This window comes from Methanosarcina sp. 1.H.A.2.2 (assembly GCF_000979975.1).
Taxonomy (GTDB): Archaea; Halobacteriota; Methanosarcinia; order Methanosarcinales; family Methanosarcinaceae; genus Methanosarcina.
In genome coordinates this window covers 5,697-18,402 of the sequence record NZ_JJQL01000086.1, presented here as the reverse complement: position 1 = coordinate 18,402, position 12,706 = coordinate 5,697, and the positions used below count along the sequence as shown (strand labels likewise).

7 protein-coding genes are annotated in these 12,706 nt (G+C 39.5%); 5 read left to right on the top strand and 2 right to left on the bottom strand.

What is annotated here, in order from left to right; all coding sequences use genetic code 11:
* Positions 1 to 73 precede the first annotated feature (73 nt).
* Positions 74 to 2,152 carry a DEAD/DEAH box helicase gene (locus EO93_RS13585; RefSeq protein WP_048163065.1) on the bottom strand — a complete coding sequence of 693 codons (2,079 nt, stop codon included), beginning with the start codon at positions 2,150 to 2,152 and terminating at the stop codon, positions 74 to 76.
* Positions 2,153 to 2,607: 455 nt separating this feature from the next.
* On the bottom strand, positions 2,608 to 4,188 hold the full coding sequence (ppcA, locus tag EO93_RS13580) for a phosphoenolpyruvate carboxylase (protein WP_048163063.1): 1,581 nt from the start codon (positions 4,186 to 4,188) through the stop codon (positions 2,608 to 2,610).
* 431 nt (positions 4,189 to 4,619) lie between these two features.
* On the opposite strand from ppcA, the gene EO93_RS13575 reads away from it, so the two are divergent.
* From EO93_RS13575 to EO93_RS13555, 5 genes are all read left to right on the top strand, one after another.
* Positions 4,620 to 4,808, top strand: coding sequence for a hypothetical protein (locus EO93_RS13575; RefSeq protein ID WP_048131225.1), 189 nt, complete (start codon positions 4,620 to 4,622; stop codon positions 4,806 to 4,808).
* Positions 4,809 to 5,426: 618 nt separating this feature from the next.
* Positions 5,427 to 6,623: a peptidase U32 family protein gene (locus tag EO93_RS13570; protein WP_048163067.1), complete on the top strand. Its 1,197-nt coding sequence runs from the start codon at positions 5,427 to 5,429 to the stop codon at positions 6,621 to 6,623.
* A gap of 362 nt (positions 6,624 to 6,985) precedes the next feature.
* Entirely contained in the window at positions 6,986 to 7,951 is a 966-nt protein-coding gene (mch, locus tag EO93_RS13565) for a methenyltetrahydromethanopterin cyclohydrolase (RefSeq protein ID WP_048163061.1), read from the top strand.
* A 1,792-nt stretch (positions 7,952 to 9,743) separates the two neighbouring features.
* Entirely contained in the window at positions 9,744 to 10,640 is an 897-nt protein-coding gene (locus tag EO93_RS13560) for a right-handed parallel beta-helix repeat-containing protein (RefSeq protein WP_048131223.1), read from the top strand.
* A 681-nt stretch (positions 10,641 to 11,321) separates the two neighbouring features.
* Positions 11,322 to 12,587, top strand: coding sequence for an RNA-guided endonuclease TnpB family protein (locus EO93_RS13555; protein WP_048163059.1), 1,266 nt, complete (start codon positions 11,322 to 11,324; stop codon positions 12,585 to 12,587).
* The last annotated feature ends 119 nt before the right edge of the window (positions 12,588 to 12,706 follow it).

Below are 12,706 nucleotides of genomic sequence, written 5' to 3'. Positions count from 1 at the left end.
ATAAATTTTTATAAAATTAAGAGAATTGTCAAGTCCAGTTGGGTCAAAAAAGAAGGGAAATATTCAGTACCAATTAGTGGATACTGTCAAACTTAGGTTCTATAACAAGAGCAATTTTATCAGCTCTCTCTTTTTGTTGCTCTGGAGTTAGTTTAGTGTTGAAGATTTCTGTTGTTAGTTGCTTGATCTCACTACCGAGAATTGGTTCCAGCTCTCCAACATATTGTTCAAAGACCCCTATCCTGTTACATAATCTCAAGAATATATCAGATTCAATTGTGTTTTCAATAGAGAAATTATATATATGGATCTTTGAACTTGTCTGGCCATATCTATCCAATCTTCCGATTCGTTGCTCTATTTTCATAGGATTCCAGGGCAAGTCGTAGTTGAAAATACAATTACAAAATTGCATATCTAGTCCTTCACCACCTACATCAGAAGAAAGGAGAATTTGATAACCGTCTGGCTTTGAAAAATTTTCGATTATGTATTCTCTTTCAATGAAAGGAACATCTCCGTCTATTCTCGCAGTGTAAAAACCGCGTTCTTTCAATAATAATTCTAAATGATTAAGAGTTCGTTTAAAAAAAGAGAAAATTATTACTTTTTTGACTTCTCCATTATCAAGAACTTTTGTAATAGTTTTTATAAACTCACGAGTCTTGGAATCTTGTTGATTAAGATTATGTTCTGCAAAAAGTATTAATTCTTTAATTTTTGGAAGATCACTGTCACTTAATTTCAGTTTCTCATCTAAAAATGATTCATCATCGAAATCTTCAATATCTAGCTTAAGTTCTCTACTATAGCATATGTCTTTAAGGTAACTTATGGTAGCCGGTATGCAACTTGCAACCTGTCGGCATGGCATTTGAAGTAAGAATCCAGCAGGACAACCAGGATGCATGTTCAAAAACAGATCTGAAACTCTATTGTAGAATTCTCTCTCAATATTACTGAATTCAACCTTTATCGTGATTGGTTCTCTTAAAGGAAATTCCATTGAGATTTCGTTTTTCTTAGTTCTAGTGTATATATGAGATAACACATTTAATTCACTAAGTTTACGCTGCAAATTTACAACGTCGTCATTTCCAAGAGCAGACCTCAAGTTTAATAAGTCAACGCAGAAATTGTAATTTGGATTTGATAGAAATCTTTCTCTTTGACTTGTAGCTTCTACATTCTGTAATGATTCCAAGATTGATCCCGGAGAATACTTTTTTGAGATTTTCATGAGAGCAAGGTTAATATGTTCATTTGGTTTGACCTGCTCTTCAAACGTACTAAAATTATCAAATTCTTCTGGAAGCATTATATTGAAAAGATTAAACAAATCTTTATTGCCAAGTTGGAGTGGGGTAGCTGAAAGCAACAACATTCCTTCAGAACTCAATGATAGAATTTTCCCAAGTTCATTACTTTTTGTCCCTTCATTTCTCATGTGATGTGCTTCATCAATGATTATCAGATCCCAGGAAATCTGTAGTCTTTCAAGTTCTTTTAAAATTTCATCGCTTCTAAGTGTTTGGATTGAAACGATTCCCTTTAAAGATACCCCATTTGGATATTTTTCATACTTTCTGAAAAATAATTTCATTATTTGTGAATCAATTATTGCAAAATCTTCATTGAACCGTTTTTTAAATTCTTTTTGCCATTTATATCGTAAAGAAGAAGGACACATTACCAAAACGTTTTTTAAATTATGTCGTGAGAGTAACTCAGTATAAACAATACCTGCTTCGATAGTCTTTCCTACACCAACCTCGTCAGCAATCAACAATCTTTGGTATGGTGAGCCGAGATATTTTAATAAAGGTTTAAACTGATGAACCTGAAATTCTGTTCTTGAAGATAAAAAAGAGTATAGGTTGTTTGAAAGAGGACGTTCAACTTTAATATACGTAAGGTAACTGGTGAAATCTTTGAGAGATACAAAATTCCTTTTTTGAAGTGTTGTTATTACATCAGCTTTCTTTGCTTTTGCTGGCTCTAGGCTTTCCTCAGAGTAAGTTTTATGCGAATCACCAATGAAAAGAACATAGTAAATCTCTCCATTGATATTTTTTGGTCCCTCACATATAACACCTACTCGATCAGTATTAACTAATCTTACAACTTCCCCAAGTTTGAATTTTGACACCATGCAATTAGATCCTTAAGTATTTGATTCTTTAGAAAAACCCACTAATGGAACTAAATAATGCCCATTTTTATATAGATAGTTTGCGAAACATTCCGCAAAAACGTCGATATATTATTTAGATGTGATATAAATATTAAATAAAAAAACAATAGAAGATTTTGAGTAACCTTCAATTTTAAAATATCCATTATAAAATATAAAAAATATTGTAACTATTCAGTGTACAGTTAAAGGCGCTCCGCTGAGCGCCGCAAGAATACCACCTATAACAGGTAAACCATTCTGTGGCAGTGGGCGTGAGTTATTGAAAACCGTAAGCACAATGATCTCTTTAATTTTTTAAATACGAAAGATGTACTCCCTTTCTCGAAATTGATCAATAACTCATGGACACGACCTATATTCAGCAACTTATCCATCAAGACTATGTTACCTTCTTTTTGTGCATTCTTGCCTCAACCCAGAGCCTTTCTTATTTTTCCCATTTTTGTGAGGGTCGAGCACACGAGCTGCGAGACTTCCTCATCCATGCAGTTTCCTGCCGTACCCGCCTGCAGGAGATCAGGCTGCATCATTTCGAGCAGGATGCGGTATGAAGGTTCGGGCCTGGTTTCAAGGTTGAAGGTATCACTCAAAACCTCGATATCTCTCTGGACTTCCTTCAGGCAGGCTCCCGAGAGGAAGCGGGAGGCTACGTTGAGGTCCAGGTACCCGGATGCAAAACTCAGGTCACTGGCAAGGGAAGGGAAATATTTTGTAAGCAGCCTTTCACAGGCCTCATCGCCAAGTTTTTCCCGTACTTCTTTGAGAGCAGTACCGGTACCTATGAATTCGGGAGGCAGGCCTATGGAGTAGAGGGCGCCTGTAAATTTGATCGCCCGTGGGAGGTGCAGGTTTTCTGCAGGCATGCTGGCATTGAGTTCTTTTCCGATGTCACTGCGGCAGAGCCTGACCATACCGGAAATATCAGGAGCACTTCTTGAATACCCGCCGCTTCCTCCGTGCATCAGGCGGTCCCGCTGCTGGGGGAGGAGGTCAGCAAGCTGGTTTATAGTGGAGGACAGTTCGCGGATAATGCGGCTGTACCTAGTCCCGAAAATCCCTATAAGGTTTACAATCTCTTCCTTTTCTTCGAGGGAAAAGAGCTCAGGGGTTTCGGGCAGCCTCTTTTTTGCAAGGTTCACCAGGGCTTCAGCGTCCCCTTTTTCATGGCTGTACCTGACAGCTGACTGCAGGGTGATTGTTCCGATGCCCCTGTATTCCCTGAAGAAGTTTTCCGCATTTTTCAGGTCCAGGTGCCCTCTGAAAGGCAGAGTCCCTGCTCCGAATATGATGCCCATCTCGGTGTCGAGCTCTGATTCCAGTTCGGAAATCCCGTTTATGGCGTATTTGCATGAGAGGGTGCTTGCCACATGCCCGAAAGACAGGGCTGAATCGGATTTGCCCAGGAAGACCCTGAATTTTTCGGGGGCTGTCCCAAAACGTTCTTTCCAGGCAAAAAGCGTACTTTCTGCAAGTTCCTTTGCATTTAGCAGCGCAGGAGCATCCTCTATAAGGGGAATTATACGCGGGACCTCCATTGCAAACCCGAATTCCTTTTTTGCAAGCTCGCTTACATCTACCATATGCTGCTGCGCATCAATGATTTCCCTGACCGTGCCTGTCATGGGGTGCACGAATTCATTGATTGCCTGGACATCCGAGTATTCAAGGGCACTATGGTTGGCTTCGGCAATGGACATCATTACCATAAGCTGCCTGAACCGGTTCTCCTGGACTGCACTTGGAGCCCGGGGAGTGATAAAAATATCTTTTCCGGGCACAAGGCCTGTTTCTTCTATGAATTTTGATACGACCTGGACATTCTGATGATAGGGAGTTGCCTTTCCCTCATAATCCGGCATATATTCGTCACAGCCGAATACCACTGCAGCTTCAATGGCTTCCCCAGGCTCTTCCTGTGTGGATATATACCTTGATGCAGAGTCCGGGTGCTGCGTGCACATAACTTTCGGATAAGTTGTTTTCCTGCTCATGAAATTGAACCCTCAATGCTCAACAGGGCAAATTTTTAGATTTTTGTTTTTTTGTTTCTTTTTGTTGACTGCCAGATCAATTGCCTTATTGACCTTATTGTTAACCATAAAATAAACTTAAACTGGCAGCGGAAAAGAATGTTTACTTAGAGATAAATGTTTTCGTTAACAATACGTTAACAATACGTTAACAATACTTTGACATTTAAGTATCGGCTTTGAAACTGTTTGCTATATATGCATTAAAATACAGCATATACATAGTATCTAAAGGATATTGATATCAAAAGTATACTCAAATTTTCTTAAAAATTAATTCCGAGAAAAAAGGAAACAATGAAAGAATAAATGATACGAATCAATGATACGAGTCAATGATAAGAATCAATGATAAGAATCAATGATACCGCAAAAAAGTCTGAGGTAACAAAATGTACTGCGATCAGTGCCCTGAAGTTTTGAGTGGAAAAGGCTGTACAAAAAACGGACCCTGCAAAAAGCAGAGAGATGAGCTCTCAAGAGCCAAAAGCCAGGGCAAAAAAGATGGATTGAGTTTGCCAGCCCGGCTAAAAGGCATGCTGGGCGTTTTCAAGAAAAAAACAGAAAAAAGTATTGATTGAATATTTATCTGTGCCCATCACGCATCTTTTTAATTCACTTCTATTTAGTTTTCGGTTTATTCTTCTCCCATTTCCCTTCTGAATTCTACGTAATCTCGTTCTACTTCTTCGAGTTTTACTTCTTTGAGTTCTATGCCTTCGAGTTCCATGTCTTTGAGTTCGTATTCCATTTTGTTTACCCCCTTGATCGAGAGATTTACAGTTTTTATTTGTTTGTGTAGTTTATACCTTAAATTGTTTTCTGTTGAATTAACATTCATCCCCATTTTGAAGACTGAAATACACTTCATGCGTCTTCGGATAAGTGAAGAATCGTGATGAATTGTCCCCACTTCCACAGCAGGTGTCAAATATTTTATTTTATTGTAGGCTGGAATAGGATATCGATTTCATGTAAATATGCCAAAACTTAAGGCAGGCTTCTGGTGCAAAATCGATAGCTTTCGGGCAAGAAAATTCCTTAACCGGGGACCAATGAAATACACTTATATATAGATTTCTGTTAACCATTCATCTTAGTACGACATGTGAATAGTTTACATTTCTTACTCTTATTTATGAGACTGATGAATGCAGCAAAGATATTCTTAAATGAAAGTTGAAGCATTTCCATCTCTCATGCATAACAGTTCGGGGCCAGAACTCATCCTTGGCATAAAAAACTTTGCAGGGCTTGAGGCATGTTCCAGGTATGCTGATGCCGTCTATTTTTCAACGGATAGGCTCAGCCTGAGAGCAAAGGCAAAAGAGATCACCCTTGAAACTCTGGAAGATTTTGTATTTGAGGTCAAGGCACGGGAGCTTAAGGCTTATCTGGCTGTAAACTCAGCCGTAAATGAAGCCAGGCTTGATGAAGTAGAAGAAGTGGTAGATACAGCTGTAAAAGCCGGGGTAGATGCAGTTATCGCCTGGGACCCGGCTGTCATCCTTAAGGCACGTAAAGCCGGGCTCAGGGTCCATATCTCCACGCAGGCAAACGTTACGAACCACGAAACTGCAGAGTTTTACAGAACCCTTGGAGCAGAGCGTATAGTGCTTTCAAGGGAACTTTCCCTGGAAGAGATCCGGAAAATCAGGCAGCAGACTGAGATAAAAGTCGAAACTTTTGTTCACGGCGCGATGTGTATGGCAGTTTCAGGAAGGTGCCACCTTTCTGCATATGTCCTTGGAAAATCCGGGAACTGTGGGGAATGCACCCAGCCCTGCCGCTGGGAATGGGAGCTGCATGGAGAAAACGGGCTTGTTACGGAAAGCAGGGGGAAATACCTTCTCAGTGCAAAAGATTTATGTATGATCGAGCATGTCCCGGAACTTATTGAAGCCGGGATAGATTCATTTAAGGTAGAGGGCAGGCTGCGGGACCCCGGATATCTGGAAGTGGTTTCCCGCTGCTACAGGGAAGCAATTGATGCCTGCAAAGCAGGAAGCTATACCCGCGAAAAAGCAGATGCGTGGAGATCCGAGCTGTCTTCTGTGTATAATAGAGGCTTTTCCACCGGTTTTTACTTCGGAGTTCCGGGCCTCGAAAGCTTCTCCCCTGAAAAAGGCATGAACGCCTCGGAAAAGAAACGCCGGGCTGCAGGAGTTGTAGAAAATTATTATCCCAAACAGCAGGCTGCAGCAATAAGATTGCTTGAAGAAGGACTTGCAATAGGAGACGAGATCCTGATCGAAGGAAGCACTACCTATCTGAAGCAGCAGGTCCGCTCTCTTATAAAAAAAGGCATGCTTCTGCAAACAGCTGAAAAAGGGGATGAAGTCGGTCTTGCCGTTGATAAGGCGGTCAGAAAAAACGACCGAATATTTATAATCTGATTAATTGTATTATCTAAGTAAACTAGTATAATTCAATTAAAATATTATAACAGTATCTATATATTGGATTCTTCCTTATACGGATTACGGCTTACGGAAACAACTGAAACGAGTTGGTTCAGTTATTCAGGATAAGCTCATTTATTCAGTATTATTCAGGATAATACTCATCTGGCAGGACAAATTTCCAGCCGGGTAAATTGACTCGATTGGTGGCCAGCCATATGATCAATAATATGGTTTACAGTCAAATCCTGGACTGTAAACAATTTCGATAAACAATTTCGATAAACAATTTCGATAAACAATTTCGATAAACAATTTCGATAAACAATTCTCTGACCGATAAATAAGGTGATATTTTGATAAGCGTCAACGAAATGGGATCATACGTCATTGAAGAGATGCTCGACTGGAGCGAAGACCTGAAAACGGAAGTAATTAAGCTTGAAAACGGCGCCACGATCATTGATTGTGGAGTTAAAGCCGAAGGTGGATATGAAGCCGGGATGTACCTGGCAAGACTCTGCCTTGCTGACCTTGCTGACCTTAAATACAGCACCTTTGACCTCAACGGCATCAAATGGCCTGCCATCCAGGTGGCAACTGACAACCCGGTAATTGCCTGTATGGCTTCCCAGTACGCAGGCTGGAGAATCTCAGTAGGAGGTTACTTCGGGATGGGTTCAGGCCCTGCACGTGCACTCGGTTTGAAACCCAAAGAGCTCTATGAGGAAATCGGGTATGAGGATGATTTCGAAGCTGCGGTCCTTGTCATGGAATCCGACAAGATCCCTGATGAGAAAGTGGTCGAGTATATTGCAAAACACTGCAGCGTGGACCCTGAAAACGTCGTGATCGCCGTTGCCCCTACAGCTTCCATTGCAGGTTCTGTCCAGATCTCAGCCCGTGTTGTAGAAACCGGTATCCACAAGTTCGAATCCATAGGTTTTGATATCAACTGTATCAAGAGCGGGTACGGAATTGCCCCTATAGCCCCGATTGTCGGAAACGATGTCCAGTGCATGGGCTCAACCAATGACTGTGTGATCTACTGCGGCGAGACTAACTATACAGTCCGCTTCGAAGGCGAACTGGCTGAACTGGAAGACTTTGTAAAGAAAGTCCCCTCAACAACCTCCGGTGATTTCGGAAAGCCCTTCTACCAGACCTTCAAGGCAGCAAACTTTGACTTCTTCAAAGTTGACGCAGGCATGTTCGCTCCTGCCAGGGTAACCGTAAATGACCTCAAGAGTACAAAGACCATTTCAAGCGGCGGGCTCTATCCCGAAATCCTGCTCGAATCCTTCGGAATCAGGAACGTTTGAAAGGGCATTTGCTCTTTTTTACTTTTTTACTTTTTCTCTGCTTTTTCTGCTTTTTTTCTGTTTTTGTACTTTTTCTCTAATTTTTCTGCTTTTTTTCTGTTTTTGTACTTTATCTCTGCTTTTTCTGCTCTTTTTCTATTTTTGTACTTTATCTCTAATTTTTCTGCTCTTTTTCTGCTTTTTCTGCTTTTTTTCTGATTTTGTTCTTTCTTGATGAGCTGGAGAGGGCTAATTCGAAGAGTTACAGCTTTTCTGTGCGTCCCGTTTTTCCATGATTATAGAGTCGTGAACTGTCTCCATCTGTCGGGCTGATGCCCTCCGAGGAAGGGGACTTCCCACTGTGCCTCCGCGCTCCCAGAGTTAGATGTAAGCATTTTACGTTCAAAACCATGTTCCCAAAGACAGAGAGATGCAGTGCCGGATCACAAATGTACTATATAAATGAGAAATATGGGGGAGAATCAAAATGAGAGTGTCAGGGCAACCGGTATGGATAATTGAAGAAATAAAACAGAAGAATAAAACAGTTTTATGGTATGGAAAGGTCTCTGGCAGAAAGAAAGGTCATAAAGGGCGCATGTAATGTTCTCATTGAGATATTTTCTAAGACTGGAGCTATAATTAATTAAAAATGGAATCAATTGATTTGAAAGTAATAACAAGATTCATAAAGTGGCAGTGAGGAGATATATAAAGGGGTCTGGATAAAAATCAAATTAATTGTAACATTAACGAAGTAATGAAAAAAGCCACATACTAAATTTGCAACTGCATAAGTCCCGTAGTAATATTATTGATTTACTCCAGATAAGACTTTTATTATTCACGGGTTATTTAAATAGTTGAAGCCATTAAATGCTAAAAATGGATCTGAATTTTGACAATCCTGGAAGATAATTAAAGTATCGGAATTATAATATAAAAAGTAACATTTAGTAACATGCATACATAGTAAAGTGACAAGACAGTAGACAATTCTTCCCAAACTCAACTTATTTATATCTGTATCGAAGAATAAATATAAATAAAATTATTAAGGATGATACTCGACGGATGGAAAAGGGAAACTATGCGTGTACTGAACTTCGCACTGCTCTAAGAAAAACAGGCATATAATACTTGATGATTTCTAATTAACAGAACTTTAATCCTTTTAATTCACACAATAATTCCCTCCAAAATCCTGCTTATTCGGGGTCTCAAAAGCCTGAAACACTCAAAATAAACCACACGTGTGTGGCAAACTGCTTTAATTTATTTACAAAAGTACCAAAAATCTTTTATAACACGGTCACATAAGCCCAGAATGTCAACTCAGGAATTCAATAATGGGTTAATGAAACCTGTTTCAGAGGAGTTGACCCGGCTAAAGGTCGTGATTAATTAAAACAGGAGATATTGATCAGAAGGAGTAATGTCCCATGGTCAATAGCAAATTTTGATTGGTAGAAGCCAGAACTTCTTATGTCCTGCCACCTCCAGTGACCAGTCCCTAGAAAAGTGATTGGAGAGTGGAAACTCTGTGTGCAAAGTGTCCGGCCCACATAAATCGCAGAGAACCGAATTGGATAGGTTCAAAAATATTGCGCAGACGTAATATAAAATTTTGAATAATGCATAGGTCCGACCTGATCAGATGTTTGGCATAGAGCCGACCTGATTGGATAGTTCGGAAAAAAAAGTATTACGAGTACGTAATATGGAATTTTGAAAAATATTTGGGAAAAGTAAAGAATTACCCTATAACATTTTGATTTACTTAATCCCTAGAATCCAACCCAAAGGTGATACGATGCTAAATAGACAACTAGGAACCCTATTCCTGGTAACATGCCTTATTTTAACAACCGTACCTGCTGCACTAGGCGGCCAGAATACGCAAACCGTAACTGTTGCCGGAGACGGAAGCGGAGATTACAACTGTGATGGAGTAGACGATCACGTCCAGATTAACCAGGCTCTTGAATATGCAGCAAATAATCCTGGCACAACCGTCCAGCTTAAAGGCCCATTCACATATGACATAGGCGATTCTCTTCTGATAGGCAGCGACACAACCCTTGAAGGAGATTCCGATGTAACAATTAAGCTCGCCAAAGGACTACCGGTCTGGGGTGGGCGTGAGAGCAGTATTGCAGAAAAGAAAGCTATGCTTATGATCAGAGGCAGTTCTGCAAGCAATGTTACAATAGGAAACTTAACTGTTGATGGTAGTCAGAGTGACTATTATCCTGACGTCAGGCTTGGAACTTCCTGTTATAACATGGCAACCATAGTAAATTGTAATGGATTAACAATCCAGAACGTTACATTCCAGAACGGATGTAATGATGCCATGCTTATTTCAAAGTCCAGCAACATAATGATAGACACGGTAACCGTGAACAAATGCGGACATGACGGTGTATATGCCTATCATGTAAATGGCATTACAGTTAAGAACTCTAACTTTATTAACCGAACTAATTCGTCCGTTCGTTTCGATTCCGTTACCGACGGAGTCATGCAAAACAATGAATGTACTACATCCGGTGGCGGATATGCAGGCTTAGAATTACAGGGAACTCTTGTAAACATAGAAGCCTCTGGAAACTATTTCCATGACCTGGCTGCTCCTGCAATAGTACATTTGAATACAAAAGAAACAAATGTAAACATCCATGATAATAGAATTGAAAATTGTGGATAAGGTACTTTATTAATTGGGAAACTCTCAGTTCATTAACTGAGAGCCAATTCGCTTTATTTTTTTGGAACATATATTCAGATTAAAACTCCATCATTCAGATTAAATATCATCTAATGACCAATCTCTAAAAAGTGATTGGAAGGTGGAAACTCTGTGTTCAACGTGTCCGCCCCGCATCAATTTCTCTTATCGTGCTGTTTTCGCGCTGTTTTTTGTTACATCTGAAAAATACTTTTGCTTCTTATCGTGAAATTAGCTAGCATGAGCATAGCTGGCATGAGCATAGTTAGCATGAGCAGCATAAAACTCTAAAATCTAGCTCCTATAATAGCTTCTCAGGCTCTGGTTGTTTTCGGATACCTTTGCTTTATCGGGAAATTTTTTAATCTTTTTGGCTGCCATATTTTTGTTGTAATTTTTATTACGTTCGGTAATAATATGCCACCGGATAGATATGGAACTTGAGCTGCTTTTGGTTCCCAACTCAACTTATTTAACATTAAGGCGGGAAGTCCCCTTCCTCGGAGCGAAGCGACATGTGGGGGATGAAAGCCGTCAACTTCCTCATTAATATTCGTCGCGATTAGTTAAATACATATATTCATAGTTTCATCTTTTTATTAGTACTATATCCTATACCAGTCGACACTTTGAAAAAATATATAAAAAGTCAGGGCAAACATGCAGCTAACAAAAAAGATTAAGATATATCCTACAGAAGAACAGGTTAATGTTCTCTGGGAATTATCCGAAAAATGTAGATGTATCTATAATCTTGCTCTGGCTGATAGAAAAAACGCATGGTGTAACGAACAACGTAGTGTTGGATATATAGAACAGCAAAACAAGTTGCCTGAATTCAAGGAAAACAATCCTGAATATAAGGTGGTTTATTCAAAAGTCCTCCAGGGTGTACTTAAAAAACTTGATGCTAATTACAAGTCCTTTTTTGCACTCAGGAAAAACGGGGATATGACAGCAAGACTTCCTAAGTTTCGAAGTAACAAATATTTCATGACATTATGCTATAATCAAAGTGGATACAAAATTAACAATACAAACATTAAATTTGCTCACTCTGTTAATAAAACGTCTCTTGATTTTGAATTCAACGAGATACTCGAAAATGTAAGACAGGTAGAGATCTACAACGATGATCCTTATAAAGGTAGAGGAGATTTTTACCTTTCCGTAACATATGATGTTTTTCCCAAAGCGTATACTGACAACGGATGTTACCAGGCGATTGATGCAGGCATAACTAAAATAGTAACCTGTATAAATCTCAAAGGAAAAATCCACGAAGTCAAAACTCCCAGACCTGATAAGTATTGGCAAAAGAAAATGGATAGTATAAAATCAAAAAAAGATCACTGTATGAAAAACAGCAGGAAATACCTTAAACTTCATAAAAATTACAGGGTAATGGAAACTAAAAAATCCAATCAACTGAAAGATTTCCAGCACAAACTATCCAGGAAAATGGTAGAAAATACCAGAGCCAACACCATTATTGTGGGAGATCTAAAAGTTAAGAAAATGGCTCAACCCAAAATAATCAACGGGGAAAAGCAGAAGAAAACTAAGAGGATAAGATCCAGAAATAGATCAACCCAAAATCAGGGTTATCTATCTCGCTTCATCGAATTCTTGACCTATAAAGCAGAGCTCAGAGGTAAAAGAGTAATAAGAATTGATGAGAACTATACTTCCAAAGAGTGCTACCTATGCGGAAAACGGCATGATATGCCTCTAGGAAAAAGAACTATGGAATGTGATTGTGGAAATGTGATTGATAGAGATAGAAATAGTGCTATCAACATCATGGTACGTTTCCTATCACAGAATGCCTTGTGGACAGGCTATCTACAATTTGTAGATAATCTTCGACAAACAGGTTTACCGATGAGAATTAGATTCTTAGAATCTGATTTTCAAATGAAGTAAATACTCGAAGGAAGCCCCTTCCTCAGCAGGTGATAGCCTGACAGGGAGGGGTAGTTCACTGAAACGTCAATAAGGAGAAGATTTAGGAGAAGATTTTCATGCCGATAATAAACACATCT

Coding starts and splice junctions, on each gene's coding strand:
- EO93_RS13575 (WP_048131225.1), top strand. CDS start 4,620: ATGTACTGCGATCAGTGCCCTGAAGTTTTGAGTGGAAAAGGCTGTACA.
- EO93_RS13555 (WP_048163059.1), top strand. CDS start 11,322: ATGCAGCTAACAAAAAAGATTAAGATATATCCTACAGAAGAACAGGTT.
- EO93_RS13585 (WP_048163065.1), bottom strand. CDS start 2,152: ATGGTGTCAAAATTCAAACTTGGGGAAGTTGTAAGATTAGTTAATACT.
- EO93_RS13570 (WP_048163067.1), top strand. CDS start 5,427: ATGCATAACAGTTCGGGGCCAGAACTCATCCTTGGCATAAAAAACTTT.
- ppcA (WP_048163063.1), bottom strand. CDS start 4,188: ATGAGCAGGAAAACAACTTATCCGAAAGTTATGTGCACGCAGCACCCG.
- EO93_RS13560 (WP_048131223.1), top strand. CDS start 9,744: ATGCTAAATAGACAACTAGGAACCCTATTCCTGGTAACATGCCTTATT.